This is a genomic window from Salmonella sp. SAL04162 (genome assembly GCF_046551535.1).
Taxonomy (GTDB): domain Bacteria; phylum Pseudomonadota; class Gammaproteobacteria; order Enterobacterales; family Enterobacteriaceae; genus Salmonella; species Salmonella enterica.
Window position 1 is genome coordinate 487,627 of the sequence record NZ_JBGDVX010000001.1, and the last position, 19,623, is coordinate 507,249.

Below are 19,623 nucleotides of genomic sequence, written 5' to 3' on the forward strand. Positions count from 1 at the left end.
CCGCGTAGCAGGAGATCCCAAACCAGTGGGATCGCTTGTCTTTAGGGTATATGTGAAGCACGTCACCATAAAAAAGTCATATGTTGAATAATATTTTCATCTGGGTTATCAAGATGTAATCAGAAGATTGTTCTTTTACTATTAACGGAGTGGCTATGCGAGTTGTCATCCTGGGGAGTGGCGTAGTTGGCGTGACCAGCGCCTGGTATTTGAGTCAGGCGGGGCATGATGTCACCGTTATCGATCGCGAATCCGGCCCGGCGCAAGAAACCAGCGCGGCGAATGCCGGACAAATTTCACCGGGATATGCGGCGCCCTGGGCGGCCCCTGGCGTACCGCTGAAGGCGATAAAATGGATGTTCCAGCGCCATGCGCCGCTGGCGGTGCGTCTGGATGGCACCCCGTTTCAACTGAAGTGGATGTGGCAAATGCTGCGTAACTGCGATACCCGGCATTATATGGAAAATAAAGGCCGCATGGTGCGTCTGGCGGAATATAGTCGCGACTGTCTGAAAACGCTACGCGCCGCGACCGGTATCGAATATGAAGGCCGCCAGGGGGGAACGCTGCAACTCTTCCGCACCGCGCAACAGTATGAGAACGCCACCCGTGATATCGCCGTACTGGAAGATGCCGGGGTGCCGTATCAGCTCCTGGAAGCCAGCCGACTGGCGGAAGTTGAACCCGCTCTGGCTGAGGTTGCGCATAAATTAACCGGCGGACTGCGCTTACCGAATGATGAAACCGGGGACTGTCAGCTCTTTACCCAGCGTCTGGCGCGCATGGCGGAGCAGGCGGGCGTAACCTTTCGCTTTAATACTCCCGTGGAAAAATTACTGTACGAAAATGATCAGATTTACGGCGTGAAATGCGCCGATGAGATCATTAAAGCCGATGCGTATGTCATGGCGTTTGGATCGTATTCGACGGCGATGCTTAAAGGCATTGTTGATATCCCGGTGTATCCGCTGAAAGGCTATTCATTAACCATCCCAATCGTCGAGCCAGACGGCGCGCCGGTATCAACGATTCTTGATGAAACCTACAAAATCGCTATTACGCGTTTTGATAAGCGTATTCGCGTGGGGGGAATGGCGGAAATCGTGGGCTTTAATACCGACTTACTGCAACCGCGCCGCGAGACGCTGGAGATGGTTGTGCGCGATCTCTTTCCGCGCGGCGGTCATATTGAGCAGGCCACATTCTGGACCGGCCTGCGCCCCATGACGCCGGACGGCACGCCGGTAGTCGGACGTACCCGTTATAAAAATCTGTGGCTTAATACTGGACACGGTACCTTAGGCTGGACGATGGCCTGCGGTTCAGGCCAGTTGTTAAGCGATATCTTGTCGGGTCGTACGCCAGCGATACCCTACGACGATCTGAGCGTGGCGCGATACCGTTCCGATTTTACGCCCACCCGCCCGCAACGTTTGCATAGCGCGCATAACTGATAAAGGAAGTGAAATGACCCGCCCTATACAGGCCAGCCTTGATTTACAGGTAATGAAACAAAATTTGGCTATTGTGCGCCGGGCGGCCCCAGAGGCGCGCGTCTGGTCGGTAGTGAAAGCCAACGCCTACGGCCACGGTATTGAACGCGTCTGGAGCTCACTGGGCGCCACAGATGGTTTCGCTATGCTCAACCTTGAAGAGGCGATTACCCTGCGTGAGCGCGGGTGGAAAGGGCCGATATTGATGCTGGAGGGGTTTTTCCATGCGCAAGACCTGGAGGCGTATGACACTTATCGGCTGACCACCTGCATCCACAGTAACTGGCAGTTGAAAGCGCTGCAAAATGCGCGGCTTAACGCGCCGCTGGATATCTATGTCAAAGTCAACAGCGGCATGAACCGACTCGGTTTTCAGCCTGAGCGGGCGCAGACCGTCTGGCAGCAATTGCGGGCAATGCGCAATGTCGGTGAAATGACCCTGATGTCACATTTTGCTCAGGCCGATCATCCGGAAGGTATCGGGGAGGCGATGAGGCGTATTGCGCTGGCGACGGAAGGCCTTCAATGTTCATACTCGTTATCAAATTCGGCAGCGACGCTGTGGCATCCCCAGGCGCATTATGACTGGGTCAGGCCGGGCATTATTTTGTACGGCGCGTCGCCGTCAGGACAGTGGCGGGATATTGCCGATACCGGACTAAAACCCGTGATGACGCTGAGTAGCGAAATTATTGGCGTGCAGACGCTGAGCGCGGGTGAAAGAGTAGGCTATGGCGGAGGGTATTCTGTGACTCAGGAACAACGCATTGGCATCGTCGCGGCGGGTTATGCCGATGGCTATCCACGCCATGCGCCGACCGGGACGCCCGTGCTGGTGGACGGTATCCGTACCAGAACAGTAGGCACCGTTTCAATGGATATGCTGGCGGTGGATTTGACGCCGTGTCCGCAGGCGGGAATCGGCACGCCGGTTGAATTATGGGGCAAAGAAATTAAGGTCGATGATGTCGCCTCTGCGGCAGGCACGCTGGGCTATGAGCTACTGTGCGCCGTAGCGCCGCGCGTGCCGTTTGTGACAACGTAACCTAATTCAGGCTAAGGCGTCGACCGGTCCACTTGGGGGCGGGTCGACGTTGTCCGGCGACCTTATTCTGCTTCGTCTTCGGCGACGCGTACCCCAATCTTGCGTACCACGTTATCTTCTTTTTCAGCTACCGTCCAAATCATGCCGCCAAACTCCACCTGATCGCCGACGACCGGCGCAGCGCCCAGCAGTTGCTGTATGATTTCACCCAGGGTTTGTTGTTTATCCCGGTATTCCGTTCCTTCTTCCAGCCCGTAGATAAGCGCCACGTCGGCGAATTTCGCATTCGCTTCGAGGATAAAATCGCCAAAGAAACGCTGATCTAACGAAACCGGCGGCGACTGGCTAAACAATTTGCCCAGCGCTGGCAGATCGCGCTCCCGGCCAATCACGCAGAGTACGTCGCCTTCCTGCAGGCGAGTACTGCCCGTGGGGTGAAACAGTTCATTATTGCGAAATAGCGCGGCAATGCGGGTTTCGTTCGGCATATGCAGGTCGCGCAACGCCGCGCCGACGCACCATTTGTCGGCGCTCAACTGATAGATGAATTGCTCCCACGGATTATCAGGATGGATGTCAAGCCCCACGCGCGATACTGGCCAGCCAACCGGAGGCACGACCACTTTGGCTCTTTTCGCCGCCCATGACAGCGATGTTCCCTGCAGGAGCAGTGACACCAGTACCACAAAGAAAGCGACATTAAAGAACAGGCGAGCGTTTTCAAGCCCGGCCATCATCGGGAAAACGGCGAGAATAATCGGCACCGCGCCGCGCAGTCCGACCCAACTGATGAAAATGCGCTCCCGAAGATTGAAGCCGCGAAATGGCAGCAGGCCGGTAAACACCGACAGTGGGCGGGCGAAGAAAATCATCCAGATAGAGAGAATGAGCGCAGGGACGGCAATCGGCCACAGATCGGAAGGCGTCACCAGCAGCCCCAGGACCAGGAACATGGCGATCTGCGCCAGCCAGGCCAGTCCGTCAAAGTTTTGCAGGATGCCGTAACGGTTGCGAATCGGGCGGTTTCCTAACAGGAATCCGCACAGATAGACCGCGAGAATACCGCTGCCTTCAAGCGCGGTCGTCAAAGCAAAAATCAGAATACCGCCGCTGAGCGCCAACATCGGATACAGGCCGCTGGGCAGAGAAATGCGGTTGATCATCTGCTGTAGCAGGTAACCGCCGCCGAGACCAAAAACAATACCGAGACCGAACTGCTGGATAATATGGACGGCAAACATCCAGTCCAGGCCGGTTTCATGTTTCTGGATCATCTCAATTAATGTAATGGTCAGAAAAACGGCCATCGGGTCGTTACTTCCCGATTCGATCTCCAGCGTGGAGCCTACACGTTCGTTTAGCCCTTTGCCGCCAAGCAGAGAAAAGACCGCTGCGGCGTCAGTGGAACCGACTATCGCGCCAATGAGCAGACCTTCAATAAGATCCAGATGAAACAGCCAGGCGGCCATCATACCTGTTAACCCCGACGTGATCAGTACGCCGAGCGTCGCCAGCGACAGCGCGGGGCCCAGCGCTACCCGGAAAGAGCTGGCCTGGGTGCGCATGCCGCCATCGAGTAAAATAATCGCCAGCGCCAGGTTACTGACCATATAAGCGAAAGGATAATTATCGAAAGGAATACCGCCAATGCCATCCACACCCGCTAACATCCCAATGGCGAGGAAAATGACCAGAATCGGGATGCCCAGTCGCGATGAGAATGAACTTAACAGGATACTGCTGGTTACAAGGATGGAACCTAAAATAAATAGACTAATAATTGTTGCAGCATCCAACGTTTTATATCTCCTGACTCACACGACTTCGTATTATTTAACATTAACATAATAACGGCCAGGGCAGCGTTTTACTTAGCCTGTCGGGGACTTTTTTTACAATTGCAGCGTAGGATGACCAGATAAAGTGAGTTGAGTCCCCTGGCGCGTATTTTTAAGCGTCGCGTTTGCCCCGATAGGGAGCGTCACCGTACGCTGTTCATGCCCGAAGTCGAGACCGGTAATCAGCGGAACGGACAGACGGGAACGTAAAAACGCGTAGACGCTCTCCAGAGAATAGCCAGCGTCATACTCGTTGGGCGCCGCGCCGCTAAAGCTGCCGAGAACGATGGCGCTCTGACGGTTTAAAATTCCGGCGTACTCCAGTTGCAAAAGCATACGCTCCACCCGGAAAGGATGCTCATTGACATCTTCCAGCACTAAAATTCCTTTATCGATAGTCGGCATCCAGGGCGTACCGATAAGGGAAATCAACATCGCCAGATTTCCGCCCCATAAGGTGCCTTGTACGTCGCACTGAGGGCCGTCGCCTTGCCACTCTACGGTAAATTGCGCCTTACGTAGCGCCAGCCAGAAATGTTGCTCGGTGAACGTATTCAGCGTTTCGGCGCCAAAATTTGCCGCCAGCATAGGACCGCTAAAGGTGATGACATTGGCCTGCGCCAGGAGTCCAGCCTGAATCGCCGTAAAATCGCTATGACCGCAAATCAGTAAGGGATCGCGCTGTTGCCGGGAGGCGAGCGCCTGCCAGTCGATACGATCCAGCAAGCGGCTGGCGCCATAGCCGCCGCGAACCGGCATGACGATCGTATCCGGCGAAGTTAGCGAGGCCAGCGAATTAACATCGGCCAGCCGTTCCGCGTCCGTACCGGCAAAACGCTGATAGCGGCGACGAATCACCTCGTCATTCTCCACCTGATGACCCGCGTCAGTCAGGCGCTGAACGCCGCGTAACGCGGCCTGTTGGTTAATACAGTAGCCCGAGGGGGCGATTAAATGAAACAGAGACATGGTAATTCCTTGCTGACAATAGAATGCAAATGTATATCATGCCGCATATATTAGGCGATGTCCCTCGTTGTGCGACGTTTCTGGATGCGCACCAGGGAGGCAACCTAAGTACCTGGCCGGGGCGGTATGACCTCTTCGGCAGATAAGTTACGGCTATAAGGATAGATGACGTGAAATTAAGATGGTTTGCTTTTTTGGTAGTAATACTCGCTGGCTGTAGCTCAAAACAGGATTACAGGAATCCGCCGTGGAATGCCGAAGTGCCTGTAAAGCGTGCGATGCAGTGGATGCCCATCAGTGAAAAAGCCGGGGCGGCATGGGGGGTTGATCCGCATTTAATCACCGCGATTATCGCCATTGAATCCGGCGGCAACCCTAACGCGGTCAGTAAATCCAATGCGATTGGCCTGATGCAGTTAAAGGCGTCGACCTCCGGGCGCGACGTTTACCGTCGCATGGGCTGGCGTGGCGAACCGACCACCAGCGAGCTGAAAAACCCTGAGCGTAACATCTCAATGGGCGCGGCGTATCTGAGCATTCTGGAAAATGGGCCGCTGGCCGGCATCAAAGATCCGCAGGTGATGCAATATGCGCTGGTCGTCTCTTATGCTAACGGCGCAGGCGCGTTATTGCGTACTTTTTCATCCGACAGGAAGAAGGCGATAGAAAAAATTAACGATCTGGATGCGGACGAGTTTTTTGAGCATGTTGTTGATAATCATCCCGCGCCGCAGGCGCCGCGCTATATCTGGAAGCTTCAGCAGGCGCTGGACGCCATGTAGTTTAGTGTGAAGATTATTCTCGCACTTTATTCGCTCTTTCTCGGGCCTCGCGCTCAAGCGAAAAAATAATCCGCTGCAACTCCCGCTCCACCGCCGGGCTAACGTTAAGGAAACGAAAGCTCAGGCGGGGAGTGGTGATCGTTTCATTTTTCCCATCAATCACCTTACGCTCGCTGATGGCGATAAGCTGGGCGTCAACGTGAAAAATCCCCCATTGCCCCATGTTCAGTTCAACCTGCGAAAAGCGCGCGCCTTCTGTTAGCCCGTCGGGGATGGCGGATTCCAGTAGCGCGCCCATGCCGCCCAGGGAAAGATCAAACAGGCGAAAACGTAACGTACGGGTGTCCGGTAGCGTGGTGACGCCGTAATAAGGCGGATACAGCGGCGCGCCAATGCGAAAATACTCCCGGCGCTGGACAAACCACAGTGACGACGGCAGGGGCGTGATAAAGGCCGGCAGCCGCTGATATTCACCTGTAACGAGTTGCGGCAACGTGAACTCGACTTTTGCGCCCTGCGTTTCTGCGATAATGGCTACCTGCCCGGCACGTAATACGGCGCTATTTTCATATTCCTGGCTGCCGTAATCTACGATGAGTTTTTCCGGGTCTACCGCCAAAATTTTACTGATGAATTGACCATGCGCCCATGAAATACGCAGTGGAACCTGATTTTTATTTAAATCCCGTAGCACGCCTAATATCGCTAATGGATTTTTTTTCAGGAACTGCTCATTGTAACCACTCACACGAAATAACCCCTGATACGCAGACTATCGTTGGGTTATCGGCATCGGTAGAAAGAACTTAATAGCGATAAATAAATTTTTATGTCCGCGAGATAAATCAGTGTTCAGAAATGCGACGCTCGACTTTGCCTATACTTAAAACGTTTTTACTGGAAAGAGGGTTTGCAAATGGGAATTATCGCCTGGATTATTTTTGGTTTGATTGCCGGCGTTATCGCCAAATTGCTTATGCCGGGGCGCGATGGCGGGGGATTTATCCTGACCTGTATTCTCGGTATCGTCGGGGCGGTCGTTGGCGGATGGCTGGCGACGATGTTTGGTATTGGCGGCAGTATCAGCGGCTTTAATCTGCACAGTTTCCTGGTCGCCGTGGTGGGCGCGATCGTGGTGCTGGTGATTTTCCGCCTTCTGCGACGCGGCTAACCGCTGCAAAACGTGTAAGCGTTGACCCGGTCAGCACCGGGTCAACCTACTATAAACACGCGTTACTGCGTCGCTGCAGACGGCGTTTTTGTCGGCGTTGCGCTTAACGATGCCGGACGAGTAGACGGTACGCTATCACACGGTTTTTCCTGCGGACAAATCAGATCGAGCATTTTCAGCGTCACGCCGTTGGTCCAGCCAAAGCCGTCCTGAAGGGGATATTCGCCGCCGCCACCGCCGGTTCCGGTACTGCTGACATCATATTTTTCGACCAGTTTTTTCTCGCGATCGTAGGTGTGCTGCACATTGGTTAAAAAGCGCCAGGTGACTTCCATTGCCACGTCATCCTGCCCATAATTTTGCAATCCTTCGGCAGCGACCCATTGTAACGGCGCCCAGCCGTTTGGCGCATCCCACTGCTGTCCGCTTTTAACCGAGGTGGTAGCCAGCCCGCCAGGCTGTAGCAGATGCGCCTGGGCCGCCGCCGCCACTTTCGCGGCGCGATCTTTCGCGGCGGCGTTTACATAGAGCGGGAACAGCGCGGCAGCGGTGAGTTGGTTGCGGATTTTATTGTTCTGCAGATCGTAGTCGGCATACCAACCCTCTTTGTTATTCCACAGATGCATTTCAATGGCTTTTTGCCGCGCGTTGGCCAGCGCGTCATATTGCGAGGCTTTGGCCCGATCGCCCGCCGCAGCGCTGGCGCGGGCGAGGGTCTTCTCCAGCTGATACAGCAGAGCGTTAAGATCGACAGGGACAATCGTGGTGGTGCGAATGGTACTGAGCTGCTGCGGATTATCCATCCAGCGGGAGCTGAAATCCCAGCCAGAGGCGGCGGCAGAGCGGAGGTCTCGATAGATCTCCGTTGCCGGGCGGTTGGGGTTGCTTTTGGCGGTAGCGATATCTTCAACCCAGGATTCAGGGCGGGGCGTATCCCGATCGTCCCAGTAGCGGTTGAGAACGCTGCCGTCCTCCAGTTTGACGACGCGTTGGTTTTGTTGCCCTGGCTGCAATGTCTCAACGCCCTCCATCCAGTAGGCGTACTCTTTTTGCAGTTGCGGCAGGTATTCTTTCAGCGCATCGTCACCTTCATGTTCCGCCAGTAACTCAACCATAAACGCAAAGAAAGGCGGCTGCGAACGACTCAGGTAGTAGGTACGGTTGCCGTTGGGAATATGCCCCCAGGCGTCAATTTCGTAACCAAAGTTCGCCACCATATCCGCCACCTTATCCCAGTGCCCGCTTTCCGCCAGCCCCAGCATCGTAAAATAGCTGTCCCAGTAGTAAATCTCTCTGAATCGCCCACCCGGTACGACATAGGATTCAGGCAACGGCAAGAGCGAGTCCCACTTTTCGACGTTTTTAGTTGAGCGGGTCAGCACCGGCCACAGGCCATCAATATGTTCACGCAATGACTGTCCGGCCGGCGGGACATATTTTTCACCCGCTTTCGGCAGGGTGAAGTTAACATCAACAAAATGACGCAAATCGAAGCCGGACTGGTTCCGCTGCATACGATAATCCGCAAGAATCATGAGCGGATCGCTATTAGGTATGGCGTCAGCAAAGGTTTTCTGATCGGGGAAGAGTTTTGCATTCTGGACATCATTAAAGAGCGGGCCAAGCAAAATATCCGGCGGCTGCGGAGTTTCAGTGTCGGAAGACGGGTCTGCGGCAGTCGCCGAAAACGATGCAAACGTCAGCAGCGTCCCTGCCAGCGCCAGTTTTATGGCTTTCTGCAGTAGAACAGAACGGCGAATCTCTGGGGGTATCATCAAGTTATCTCCTTAGCGGTGAGCCAAAGCCAACGGCATTTACCATGACAAAACCTTAGTCTACGATGACCAGATACGCGTGATTGAACCGCTATTTTGCGAACAAACAGACATTTTATTGAGACAGAATTTATCGGCGCGCGCGTGGAAAACGGGGGATACAGACAAAAAATCCACGCCGGGACGTGGATTTTAGCGTAATGATTTGTCGCCTTAACCCGGATAGATACCGCGATCTTTACGGGCCAGCAGAATGCGCTCACAGGCGACAATATAGGCTGCGGTGCGCAGAGAACAGGATTTCTCAGCCGCTTTCTCCCAGACATGGACGATCGCGTCGGTCATGATTTTGTCCATGCGCGCGTTGATCTCTTCTTCGCTCCAGAAGAAGCTGGCCATATCTTGGACCCATTCGAAGTAGCTGACGGTTACGCCGCCTGCGTTACAGACCACGTCAGGCACCACAAGGATACCACGGCTGGCCAGAACATCATCAGCATCCGGATAGGTCGGGCCGTTAGCCCCTTCCAGCACCAGCTTACACGTCAGGGCTTCCGCGCGCTGACGAGTTATCTGGCCTTCAAGCGCCGCCGGGATCAGAATATCCATCTCCAGACGCCAGAACGCATCGCTGGCGATAGTTTCCGCGCCCGGGAAACCGGCAATCTGTTTGTGTTCTGTCTGCCATGCCGTGAGCGCTTTCATGTCAATACCGGTGGCGTTAAACAGGGTCGCGGTATGATCCTGAATCGCCACGACACGGGCGCCAGCGCCTGCAAACAGACGCGCGGCTTCGCTGCCGACGTTACCAAAACCCTGAACCGCAACGCGAGCGCCTTCAACGGCGATATTCGCCCGACGCGCGGCTTCCAGCCCGCTGACGAAAACGCCGCGCCCCGTCGCTTTTTCACGGCCCAGCGAACCGCCAAGATGGATAGGCTTACCGGTGACGACGCCAGTGACCGTCGTGCCATGATTCATGGAATACGTATCCATCATCCAGGCCATCACTTTACCGTTGGTGCCGACATCCGGCGCAGGAATATCTTTCTGCGGCCCGATGATAATGCCGATCTCGCTGGTATAGCGGCGGGTCAAACGCTCCAGTTCACCTTCCGACAGCGAGAACGGATCGACGCGGATGCCGCCTTTGGCGCCGCCGTACGGCAGATTCAGCGCGGCACATTTGATGGTCATCCATGCTGACAGGGCCATCACTTCATTGAGATCAACGTCAGGATGGTAGCGAACACCGCCTTTACCCGGACCTCGGGAGAGGTTGTGCTGCACGCGATATCCTTCGAAATGACGAATAGTGCCATCATCCATTTGTACCGGAATATCGACGATCAGAGCGCGTTTTGGGTGGCGCAGAGTATCCACCCAGGGGGATAACTCGCCCAGATAAGGGGCTACACGCTCGATTTGTTGCAGGTAGGTATTCCAGGCAGATGTGCTGCTATCTGAAGCGTAAGATAACTTATCCATGATAAACCTTAGTGATAAAAGTAATATGTTCTTTAATTGACCGTGATACATAGTAGATCACACCATGTAGCGATAAATTTAACACTTTTTTAAACAATTAACTCAGATCAAAAATGGCAGGCAGTTGGATTTTCGGTATGTTTTTGGATGAGAAGTGGTTAACTACCCGTTATAATAGGTGATATGTCGCTAATTATGCAATTATTTGCTTAAATATGCGTAATATGTGCAAGGCGGCTATTTGTCATAATTATGACGCACCTCTAAAAGTAAACATTATGATAACGACATGTATCAATGTTATGTCGTCCTGTCGGCGGGGAAACGTCTTCACCAGGCGCGTAAAAAGATAAAAATAACCGGAGTCAGACGGCGCTGACCCCGGTTTACCTCTTTATTGTTGACGCGACTCAAGCCATACCAACACCAGTGTCGACAGTGAGCACATCAGCAGAATGCCGACAAACCACAGTAAATACCACATCGCTTCCGCTCCCTAATAAAGTTCATGATCGTTGCGGCGGAGGGTCTCCAGGTTGATACGCCCCAACATTTTGTAATAGCTCCACAGCGTATAGAGCAGTACGATCGGCAGAAAAATCAGCACAATCACCAGCATGATTTCGAGCGTCATCTGGCTGGAGGTGCTGTCCCACACCGTCAGGCTGGAGAGAGGACTAACACTCGACGGCATCACAAAAGGAAATAGCGTTATGCCGGCGGTAAAGATGACGCAGGCCTGGGTCAGGGAAGCGAACAGAAATCCACGAATAGTCTGACCGCGAAGGCAGGCATAGAAAGCCAGAATCGGCAGGATCATACCGAGCAACGGGATGATGAGCAGTAGCGGCGAGCGTATAAAGTGGTTCATCCATGCGCCAGGGAGTATCGCCACGCCTTTTAAGAGCGGATTGGAAGGGCCGTTGGCATCTTGCGTGAGTAAGACAAAGCCATCAACGCCGGCCCACAGCCAGTAACCGGCCAGCAGGAAGCAGATCACGATCAGCAGCGCGCTGTGGCGGGTGGCCGACAGAGCCCGTTGACGAATAACGCCCTCCGTTTTCAACTGTAACCAGACGCCTCCTTGCATAATCACCAACGACAGACTCAATAATCCACACAGTAGGGCAAAGGGCGAGAGTAACTGCCAGAAGGTGCCAAAATAGTCAACATGAAGCTGCGGCGTGAAGGCAAACGGCACGCCTAAAAACAGGTTGCCGAACGCGATACCGAATACGACTGGGGGAACCAGGCTGCCGATAACCAGACCGGTATCCCACAGCGCGCGCCAGCGGGCATTGGCGATTTTTCCCCGATAATCAAAGGCCAGCGGGCGAAAGAAGAGGGCACACAGCACCAGGATCATCGCCACATAAAAACCGGAAAACGCGGCGGCATAGACCCGTGGCCAGGCGGCGAATAATGCCCCGCCCGCGAGAATCAACCATACCTGATTTCCTTCCCAGTGGGCGCCGACGCTATTGATCAACACCCGGCGTTCGTCATCGTTGCGCGCTATCAGCGGTAGCAGGCAACCGACACCCATATCAAATCCGTCAGTTACCATAAATGCTACCAGGATGACGCCGATCAGCAGCCACCAAATGAACCGCAACGTTTCATAATCCAACATGATTGTCTCCTTTATCCCTGTTGTTGCGCCTGTTGTTGATGTTGCATGGCGCTTGGCCCAAGACGCGCGTACTTCTGCATCAGATAGACTTCCGCGATTAAAAACAGGGTGTAAAGTCCGAGGATAAGTCCCATTGAGAAGGCCAACTGGCCCGGCGTCAGCGCGGAGTGAGCGTACCAGGTCGGCAGAATGTCCTGAATCGCCCAGGGCTGACGGCCAAACTCCGTCATAAACCAACCGGCTTCAATGGCAATCCACGGTAACGGCAGGCTCCAGAGCGTCATACGCAATACCCAGCGATGCTGGTCGATACGCATTCGTAGCGTCTGTATCAACGCAATCAACATCACCACTAACAGCAGCGAACCGCAGCCGACCATAATACGGAAACTCCAGAACACCGGCGCCACCTGAGGAATAGCGCCACGCTGGGCCGCACGATACTGCTCCGGCGTCACATGGTTCATATCCGGGGCATATTTCGCCAGCAGAATGCCGTACCCCAGATCGCCCTCAACGGCGTGAAACGCATTCAGTACCTGCGGCGAGCGATTGCCTTGCGCTATCTCCTGCATGAGTAGCCAGGCCTCCCGGCCACGCTTCAGGCGCGGCAGAGTGTCGTCCATCAGGTTTTTTAACCCCGGAACCGGCGTATCCAGCGAATGGGTGGCCAGAATACCCAGCAGAGCGGGGATCTTCACGGCAAACGCATTACGCTCCTGTTCCTGCTGCGGCCAGGCAATCAGATGAAACGGCGCGGGCGCGGGTTCGGTTTGCCATTCGCCTTCCATCGCCGCCAGTTTCACCGGCTGAATTTGGGCGACCTCGTAGGCCGAACTGTCCCCCAGTTGCAGGGTTCCCAGAATGGCCAGGGTGCCGAATACTGAGCCGATAGCAAACGAGCGCAAGGCCACTTCACGCTCGCGGCCACGTAGCAGATACCAGGCGCTGATGGACATAATAAACATGGCGCCGGTGACATAACCGGACATGACGGTATGGACGAATTTCACCTGGCTCACCGGGTTAAAGACCAGATCGCTGAAGCTGCTCATTTCCATCCGTAATGTATCGATGTTGAAATGAGCGCCGGTAGGATGCTGCATCCAGCCATTGGCATTCAGAATCCATAATGCTGAAATATTGGAGCCGAAGGCCACCAGCCAGGTGACCAGCAGGTGTTGGTATTTATTCAGCCGCTGCCAGCCGAAAAAGAACAGGCCGACAAAAGTGGATTCGAGAAAGAAGGCCAGTAACGCTTCCATCGCCAGCGGCGCGCCGAAAATATCGCCCACATAGTTGGAATAGAGCGACCAGTTAGTCCCGAACTGAAACTCCATGGTCAGGCCGGTAGCCACACCGAGAGCAAAATTGATCCCGAAGAGCTTGCCCCAGAAACGCGTCATATCGCGGTAGACGGTTTTCCCCGTCACCACATAGATCGTCTCCATGACGGCCAGCAAAAAAATCAGCCCAAGCGTAAGAGGAACAAATAAAAAGTGATACAGCGCGGTCAGCGCAAACTGCCAGCGCGATAAGTCAATGACATCCCACATGCTAACTCCTGTAGGCAGAAAGAGAGTAAAAAGCTAATCAGTACCGGATACCGGTTACGTTCCTGTTGAGAGCGTTAGCGCGTCTCCAGCCATCGGCAGACTTCATCCAGGCGCTGGCGCGAATCGGCCAGATCTTCCGGGGCCGCCAGTACCAGCTCCGGCAAAGGACAAATCTCATAGCTATCGAGCAACGGCCCTTTAAGGGCGTCCAGACAGCGCACATGCCAGAGATGGCGCAATGCTGTGGCGTTGATTTGGCTTTCGCCATACCCGGAGATGCGAATCTGGATGTTCCCGTGTCCGCATAAACGCGCCAGAAAAAGACGATCGGCCTCGCTGAGCGGCAGTTGGGTCAAATTGATGCTGTGAGGTTGCAACGCCGGATCGCGTACGTGCGCCAATAACTCATGGGCCAGCGGCAGTCCATTCATCAGGCCAGCGACAGGCGGAGGCAGCAGAGAGTCGTCAGGCAGCGTATCGGCAGTCGCCGCTTGCCACAATGTCAGGGGCGCGCTACCCGCTTCCAGACGATCCGTCAGCAGACGTCGGTTATGCAGATGGCGTACCCGCCACAGGCCGCAGAAGATGGTCTCCTGGATCTCGCTTTCACTCCCGTCCGGATGCTGAATGCGTACCGAGACTTCGCCTTCGCCCAATAACGTATTGAGGAATGAGAGATCATCGGCATTCAGGGGAGATAACTCCCATCCCAGCACGTCGCCGACTTCCGGGATGCGCCGGGCAAGCTGACCTCGCAGATCGGTCAACAATGCCATCACCGCCGGGCTGTGAGCGCAGCGCTCCAGCGCCGCCATACTTGGGTCGCCATTGACCTGACAGGTGAGCGGTAAGGGATTCATCGAGAAACTGGCGTCATCAGGCTGCGTACCTGGCCCCAGCAGATGAAAAAAGGCGTTGCTCATTGTGCTGTCTCCTGCGCTGCGGGAGTGTCAACCATCGAACGCATCAGCGTGAGCAATTCAGCCCAGGGATGAATGCCGCTGAGTGCGCCGCGTAGCTCGCCGTCTGTAAAAACCAACGTCGCCGGAAACCGACGCACATTAAAGCGATCGCCGATAGCTTCGCTTTGTTCAAGGTCGGCCACCGCCACCTGCCAGTCAAACTGCGGGAACTCACGCAGGAGTTCGGCAATCATCACCGGGTTATCGCTGACTTCCGGCGTACGCCGCGGATCGCTACTTAACAGGATGACGCCATCTCCAACCCGTTTGATCCAGTCGTCTACCGTGGAAGCCTCTACCGGTTGCCATCCACGGGTTAACAGGCGTTGCCATAGCGCAGAGAACGGGGTGTCATTCGCCACTTCTTTTGCCCTCCAGACGTGTCTGATACTGACGTATGCGCACTCCCTCATAATTTTCCATCGACAGGCATTTATAGTTCAGGCAGCGTGCGACCTCGTTTGCCTGCGGCACGATCCCCCAAGCGGCCAGTTGCGCCAGGGCGGCCTGTTCCGCCGCCGGTAGCTGGCCGCGAGCTATTTCGCTCAGGCTACCGCCGTAGTCGTCCAGTAGCGCGGGTTGCAGGCCGACCAGCGCAATGTGACAGGGCAGATGCCCGCGGATGTCGGCCAGCGCCAGAACTTCGGAAAAACTGTTTTGATGCAGGCTCATTTTTTTGGCGCTGAGATACGCGGGGATTTTCTCGCCGGCATAGGTTCGCAGGCTGCCCGGCGCCAGGCCGTAATCGATCGCGTCAAGGAGCAGGAGATGGCTGGCTTGCTCAACATAACCTAACAGGTTTAGCCCTTGCGTACCGCCGTCCACAATTTCTACCTCTTCAGGCCAGTGATATCGGGCATACAAACGCTCCGCGACCCGGATACCGAATCCTTCATCGGCCCACAGCAGGTTTCCTAACCCCATCACCACTACGCGTTGCGCATTCATGAGGGCTCCTTGTCGTGTGGTTTGGGGAATTTGTGGCTGCGATAGCCATTGATCATGGTGGAGATCACCGTATCGTCGGACATAATGTCTTCCCGGATAGCGAGGTAAACGTGCCCGACGATGAAGGCGGCGATCAGCCACATGCCCAGTCGGTGCCAACTGTGAATATCGATGGAGTTGCCGCCGGTCCAGTAGAAAAATTCAACTACATAGCGGAACGGCGCAAAGATGGCGTACTGGCTATGCTCGCCAAACAGAGCGAAACCGGTGAGGATCATAAATACCGACAACAGGAAATAGCCGAACATCGCGGCCTGCGCGACAGGGTTATGTCCGATGTCGCTCCCCGGTTTTTTCTCCAGAAACAGATACCAGCGGACCACGGAGAAAGCGCCTTGCCACCAACTGCGACGCCAGACCGGGACGATAAACAGCTCTCGCGAATAGCGGTTGCCGACACAGGCCCAATAAATTCGCCCCAGCAGTAACACGGTAAAGATCATCGCGGCGGCAAAGTGGATCAGCCGGATATAGCCCATGTAAAACAGATAGGTCGCCTCGCCACTCACCGACGGCAGCGGTCGGCCAATGAAGTAGCCTGTTACCATCAGTACCAACATGCAGGCCACCGTTAGCCAGTGCCACAGGCGTACCGGCGCTTCAAACACATAGTGGCTGACGGCAGTATCACGCGCCTCCCCGACGCGTGGAGATAGCTTTCCAGTCATCGTTCTTTTCCTTAACGCTTAGCGTACCTGGACGGCAATCAGTTCGCTGCCGTCGTCGCCGAGCACGTGGGTTGAACAGGCGAGGCAGGGGTCGAAGCTGTGCAGTGTCCTCAGGATTTCTAACGGTTGGTCGGGAATCGCCATTTGCGTTCCCATCAATGCCGCTTCATAGGCGCCGATCTGTTTTTTAGGATCGCGTGGGCTGGCGTTCCAGGTGGTGGGGACCACGCACTGATAGAGTTCAATCTTCTGATCGCGTATTGACGCCCAGTGTCCCAACGCTCCGCGAGGCGCTTCGGTAAAACCGATGCCGCGGCAGTGCTGCGGCCAACTGGCCGGTTCCCATTTCTCGGTATTGGCGGTGGCCAGGTCGCCGTTTTTCAGGTTGGTCATAAGCCTGTCGAAAAAATACTGCAGCTTACCGACGGCCCATTGCGCTTCGTGCGCGCGGCATAAAATACGACCAAGCGTAGACTGGATACCGGAGAGCGGCAGTTTAAGGGCGGACATCATGCGATCTACCGACTCTATGGTGGCGGCATCCCCTTTGTGGTACGCGATAAGCGTTCGGGCAAGCGGGCCGACTTCCATGGCATGACCCCGCCAGCGCGGCGCTTTAATCCAGGAGTAACGTTCCTGCTCGTTGAGCTGCTGGATATGCGTATCGCTGCCTTTGACATCACCCGGGTTGTACCAGGGATCGGTAATGCCGTCAAAAGGATGACGACCCAGCCGATCGTCCGGATAGCGGTACCAGGCGTGATCCACAAACTCCTGTATCTGCTGCGGATCGGCCAAATCTACCGGCATGACATTTTTAAAATCGCCATTGACCACCGCGCCGCCCGGCATTAACAGGCTTTGCTGGCTGAAGTCGTTGGCAATGTCCGGAAATGCGCCGTAACTCAGCACGCATTTATCCGACAGACCGGTGCCAATTTGACTCCATGCTTTATTGAACTGGCCGATAGCCAGCGCGTCCGGAACCATCACGTTGTTAATGAAGTCGGCGGTGCGGGTGATGATCGACTGCACCAGGTTGAGGCGCTCCATATTGATAGCCCCGACCGCGCCGCTTTGATCGAGATTGATCGCGCACGGCATCCCGCCGACGATCCAGTTAGGATGGGGGTTCTTACCGCCAAATATGGTATGGATTTTGACGATCTCGCGCTGGAAGTCGAGGGCTTCAAGATAGTGGGCAAAACCCATCAGATTAGCCTCTGGCGACAGTTTGTACTGTGGATGTCCCCAATAGCCGTTACGGAATATCCCAAGCTGACCGCCATCGACAAATTTCTTTAATCGATTTTGTACGTCAAAGAAGTAGCCCGGCGATGACATCGGCCAGGCGGAAAGGCTTTGCGCCAACTGCGAGGTGGCGCGCGGATCGGCTTTCAGCGCATTCAGAACATCAATCCAGTCCATACCGGCTAACTGATAAAAATGGACCAGATGATCGTGACACCACAACGTAGCCAGCATGATGTTACGTATAATATTGGCGTTATCCGGCACCTGGATACCAATCGCATCTTCGATAGCGTACACCGATGCCAGAGCATGTACCCCGGTACAGACACCACAAATACGTTCAACAAACGCCCAGGCGTCACGCGGGTCACGGCCTTGCAGAATGATCTCCAGCCCGCGGAACATTGTGCCGCAGGAAACGGCATTGGTAATGACGTTTTGCTCATCAATGTTCACTTCGCAGCGCATATGCCCTTCGATGCGGGTAATCGGGTCCACGATCAGACGACGGCCGGCGTCGTTAACGGTATAACCCTGGGTTTGATACTGGTTACTCATGCCTGTTTATCCTCATTGTCCGGCTGTTGTTCGGCTTGCGCTAACTGTTGTTTGTGGCGTTTACGTTGGTTGAGCGCGCTGGCGACAGCGTGACCGCCAACGCCCGCCGCGACCACGCCCAGCGCGGTCAGCCCCACCGTATCGGCGGTTGAATGGGTACCCATCTGGGGAATATCCACCACGCGGCTATAAAACGAGCCGCGATCCCAGAAACCATTTTCTGAACATCCCAGACATCCGTGACCGGACTGGATAGGAAAGGAGACGCCGTCATTCCAGCGTGTGGAGGAGCAGGCGTTATAGGTGGTTGGTCCTTTACAGCCCATCTTGTACAGGCAGTATCCCTTGCGGGCGGCGTCATCATCCCAGCTCTCGACAAATTCACCGGCGTCAAAATGGGCGCGGCGGTAGCATTTATCGTGGATACGCTGACCGTAGAACATTAGTGGACGGCCCATGCGATCGAGTTCCGGCAGACGATCAAACGTCACCATATAGGTGATAATGGCGCTCATGACATCCGGGATTGGCGGACATCCAGGGACCTTCACGATCGGCTTGTCGGTGATCACTTTATCGATAGGCGTTGCCTGGGTCGGATTGGGGCGGGCGGCCTGGACGCAACCCCAGGAAGCGCAGTTTCCCCAGGCAATAATAGCGCTGGCGCCCGCGGCGGCTTTCTTCAGTTTTTCAATAAACGGGCGACCGCCGCTGATACAGAACATCCCTTGTTCTCCTAACGGTGGATTGCCTTCCACCGCCAGAATGTATTTCCCGGCGTAGCGAGTGGTAATATCGTCAAAGACTTCTTCGGCCTGTGCGCCGGCGGCGGCCATCAGGGTGTCGTCATAATCGAGGGAAATCAGCGAGAGGATCACATCTTTGGCTAGCGGGTGCGAGGAACGGATAAAGGATTCGGTACAGCAGGTGCATTCCAGTCCATGAATCCAGACCACCGGAATCCGCGGTTTATTCTCCAGCGCCCAGGCGATCTTTGGCGTCATTCCGGCGCCCAGTCCCAGCGATGTGGCGGCAAGGCTACAGAATTTGAGAAAGCTGCGTCGGGTCACTCCCTTACGACGCATGGCTTGATAAAAGGTCTCCTCGTTATTCATAACGCGTATTTTTTCTCCTTTTTGCACCACGCTCCGCCAGGGGCATAAGGCGCTTTTGCGGGTCCGTTGACGTTCCGCCAGCAAGGCAAATCATTGTGTTACGCGCGAGCGCGGAAACGAGCCCGATTCACTTTGCACCGGCGTATATCGCCAGAAATAATGTGAAAAAAGCGTATCGGATTAACGATAAGAAACAATGTGAAGTGTGTGGGTATAGCTTATAGCGGTATATTTATACCCATTATCGGTTTTTCGGCGAAAGGGCCGTGGCGGGGAAGGACGGTTGAGCTTGTTCCAGGATGAGGTTT

General features: G+C 55.0%; 18 protein-coding genes. 4 read left to right on the plus strand and 14 right to left on the minus strand.

Going from position 1 to position 19,623, the window contains the following annotated elements:
• The first annotated feature begins 155 nt into the window (after positions 1–155).
• Both ACLJRH_RS02670 and dadX read left to right on the plus strand, forming a co-directional pair.
• A complete protein-coding gene (locus ACLJRH_RS02670) occupies positions 156–1,454 on the plus strand; it encodes a D-amino acid dehydrogenase (RefSeq protein ID WP_001266935.1) in 1,299 nt (432 codons plus the stop codon).
• 13 nt (positions 1,455–1,467) lie between these two features.
• Entirely contained in the window at positions 1,468–2,538 is a 1,071-nt protein-coding gene (gene dadX / locus ACLJRH_RS02675; protein ID WP_000197916.1) for a catabolic alanine racemase DadX, read from the plus strand.
• A 62-nt stretch (positions 2,539–2,600) separates the two neighbouring features.
• Here dadX and ACLJRH_RS02680 read toward each other — a convergent pair whose 3' ends face one another.
• Complete coding sequence (locus ACLJRH_RS02680) at positions 2,601–4,334, minus strand: potassium/proton antiporter (protein ID WP_000338376.1); 1,734 nt, start codon at positions 4,332–4,334, stop codon at positions 2,601–2,603.
• 96 nt (positions 4,335–4,430) lie between these two features.
• Positions 4,431–5,345 (minus strand): muramoyltetrapeptide carboxypeptidase, encoded by a 915-nt coding sequence (gene ldcA, locus ACLJRH_RS02685; protein ID WP_000051613.1) that lies wholly within the window; start codon positions 5,343–5,345, stop codon positions 4,431–4,433.
• A gap of 170 nt (positions 5,346–5,515) precedes the next feature.
• Between ldcA and emtA the strand changes: the two genes are divergently transcribed.
• A complete protein-coding gene (gene emtA, locus ACLJRH_RS02690; RefSeq protein WP_000776974.1) occupies positions 5,516–6,127 on the plus strand; it encodes a membrane-bound lytic murein transglycosylase EmtA in 612 nt (203 codons plus the stop codon).
• Between the two features lie 13 nt (positions 6,128–6,140).
• Here emtA and ycgR read toward each other — a convergent pair whose 3' ends face one another.
• The gene (ycgR, locus tag ACLJRH_RS02695; protein WP_000017423.1) at positions 6,141–6,875 is read right to left on the minus strand and encodes a flagellar brake protein YcgR; all 735 of its coding nucleotides are present in this window, start codon (positions 6,873–6,875) and stop codon (positions 6,141–6,143) included.
• Positions 6,876–7,043: 168 nt separating this feature from the next.
• Between ycgR and ACLJRH_RS02700 the strand changes: the two genes are divergently transcribed.
• Positions 7,044–7,298 (plus strand): GlsB/YeaQ/YmgE family stress response membrane protein, encoded by a 255-nt coding sequence (locus ACLJRH_RS02700; RefSeq protein ID WP_000511320.1) that lies wholly within the window; start codon positions 7,044–7,046, stop codon positions 7,296–7,298.
• Between the two features lie 62 nt (positions 7,299–7,360).
• Here the strand turns inward: ACLJRH_RS02700 and ACLJRH_RS02705 are convergent, their stop codons facing one another.
• The 11 genes from ACLJRH_RS02705 to hyaA form a co-directional block, all read right to left on the minus strand.
• Complete coding sequence (locus ACLJRH_RS02705) at positions 7,361–9,073, minus strand: alpha,alpha-trehalase (protein ID WP_000612818.1); 1,713 nt, start codon at positions 9,071–9,073, stop codon at positions 7,361–7,363.
• A gap of 213 nt (positions 9,074–9,286) precedes the next feature.
• Positions 9,287–10,561 (minus strand): Glu/Leu/Phe/Val family dehydrogenase, encoded by a 1,275-nt coding sequence (locus ACLJRH_RS02710; protein ID WP_001526439.1) that lies wholly within the window; start codon positions 10,559–10,561, stop codon positions 9,287–9,289.
• 394 nt (positions 10,562–10,955) lie between these two features.
• Positions 10,956–11,045: a cytochrome bd-II oxidase subunit CbdX gene (gene cbdX / locus ACLJRH_RS02715; protein ID WP_000270306.1), complete on the minus strand. Its 90-nt coding sequence runs from the start codon at positions 11,043–11,045 to the stop codon at positions 10,956–10,958.
• Positions 11,046–11,057: 12 nt separating this feature from the next.
• Positions 11,058–12,194, minus strand: coding sequence for a cytochrome d ubiquinol oxidase subunit II (gene appB / locus ACLJRH_RS02720; protein WP_000888110.1), 1,137 nt, complete (start codon positions 12,192–12,194; stop codon positions 11,058–11,060).
• Positions 12,195–12,205: 11 nt separating this feature from the next.
• A complete protein-coding gene (gene appC, locus ACLJRH_RS02725) occupies positions 12,206–13,750 on the minus strand; it encodes a cytochrome bd-II oxidase subunit 1 (protein ID WP_000263601.1) in 1,545 nt (514 codons plus the stop codon).
• 74 nt (positions 13,751–13,824) lie between these two features.
• Entirely contained in the window at positions 13,825–14,673 is an 849-nt protein-coding gene (locus ACLJRH_RS02730; RefSeq protein WP_000063377.1) for a hydrogenase expression/formation protein, read from the minus strand.
• Positions 14,670–15,074, minus strand: coding sequence for a hydrogenase-1 operon protein HyaE (hyaE, locus tag ACLJRH_RS02735; protein WP_001579618.1), 405 nt, complete (start codon positions 15,072–15,074; stop codon positions 14,670–14,672). Before hyaE ends, ACLJRH_RS02730 begins: the two co-directional genes overlap by 4 nt.
• Entirely contained in the window at positions 15,064–15,660 is a 597-nt protein-coding gene (hyaD, locus tag ACLJRH_RS02740; RefSeq protein ID WP_000993801.1) for a hydrogenase 1 maturation protease, read from the minus strand. Before hyaD ends, hyaE begins: the two co-directional genes overlap by 11 nt.
• On the minus strand, positions 15,657–16,388 hold the full coding sequence (gene hyaC, locus ACLJRH_RS02745; protein ID WP_000147031.1) for a Ni/Fe-hydrogenase b-type cytochrome subunit: 732 nt from the start codon (positions 16,386–16,388) through the stop codon (positions 15,657–15,659). Before hyaC ends, hyaD begins: the two co-directional genes overlap by 4 nt.
• 18 nt (positions 16,389–16,406) lie before the next feature.
• Positions 16,407–18,200 (minus strand): Ni/Fe-hydrogenase large subunit, encoded by a 1,794-nt coding sequence (gene hyaB / locus ACLJRH_RS02750; protein WP_000070982.1) that lies wholly within the window; start codon positions 18,198–18,200, stop codon positions 16,407–16,409.
• Positions 18,197–19,315 carry a hydrogenase 1 small subunit gene (hyaA, locus tag ACLJRH_RS02755; RefSeq protein WP_001058312.1) on the minus strand — a complete coding sequence of 373 codons (1,119 nt, stop codon included), beginning with the start codon at positions 19,313–19,315 and terminating at the stop codon, positions 18,197–18,199. The genes hyaB and hyaA overlap by 4 nt, the downstream gene beginning before the upstream one ends.
• Positions 19,316–19,623 lie beyond the last annotated feature (308 nt).

What these genes read in the sequence shown, in the direction of transcription:
- ACLJRH_RS02670 (WP_001266935.1), top strand. Translation starts at nt 156, where the DNA reads ATGCGAGTTGTCATCCTGGGGAGTGGCGTAGTTGGCGTGACCAGCGCC.
- dadX (WP_000197916.1), top strand. Translation starts at nt 1,468, where the DNA reads ATGACCCGCCCTATACAGGCCAGCCTTGATTTACAGGTAATGAAACAA.
- ldcA (WP_000051613.1), bottom strand. Translation starts at nt 5,345, where the DNA reads ATGTCTCTGTTTCATTTAATCGCCCCCTCGGGCTACTGTATTAACCAA.
- ACLJRH_RS02700 (WP_000511320.1), top strand. Translation starts at nt 7,044, where the DNA reads ATGGGAATTATCGCCTGGATTATTTTTGGTTTGATTGCCGGCGTTATC.
- ACLJRH_RS02705 (WP_000612818.1), bottom strand. Translation starts at nt 9,073, where the DNA reads ATGATACCCCCAGAGATTCGCCGTTCTGTTCTACTGCAGAAAGCCATA.
- ACLJRH_RS02710 (WP_001526439.1), bottom strand. Translation starts at nt 10,561, where the DNA reads ATGGATAAGTTATCTTACGCTTCAGATAGCAGCACATCTGCCTGGAAT.
- cbdX (WP_000270306.1), bottom strand. Translation starts at nt 11,045, where the DNA reads ATGTGGTATTTACTGTGGTTTGTCGGCATTCTGCTGATGTGCTCACTG.
- appB (WP_000888110.1), bottom strand. Translation starts at nt 12,194, where the DNA reads ATGTTGGATTATGAAACGTTGCGGTTCATTTGGTGGCTGCTGATCGGC.
- appC (WP_000263601.1), bottom strand. Translation starts at nt 13,750, where the DNA reads ATGTGGGATGTCATTGACTTATCGCGCTGGCAGTTTGCGCTGACCGCG.
- ACLJRH_RS02730 (WP_000063377.1), bottom strand. Translation starts at nt 14,673, where the DNA reads ATGAGCAACGCCTTTTTTCATCTGCTGGGGCCAGGTACGCAGCCTGAT.
- hyaD (WP_000993801.1), bottom strand. Translation starts at nt 15,660, where the DNA reads ATGAATGCGCAACGCGTAGTGGTGATGGGGTTAGGAAACCTGCTGTGG.
- hyaC (WP_000147031.1), bottom strand. Translation starts at nt 16,388, where the DNA reads ATGACTGGAAAGCTATCTCCACGCGTCGGGGAGGCGCGTGATACTGCC.
- hyaB (WP_000070982.1), bottom strand. Translation starts at nt 18,200, where the DNA reads ATGAGTAACCAGTATCAAACCCAGGGTTATACCGTTAACGACGCCGGC.
- hyaA (WP_001058312.1), bottom strand. Translation starts at nt 19,315, where the DNA reads ATGAATAACGAGGAGACCTTTTATCAAGCCATGCGTCGTAAGGGAGTG.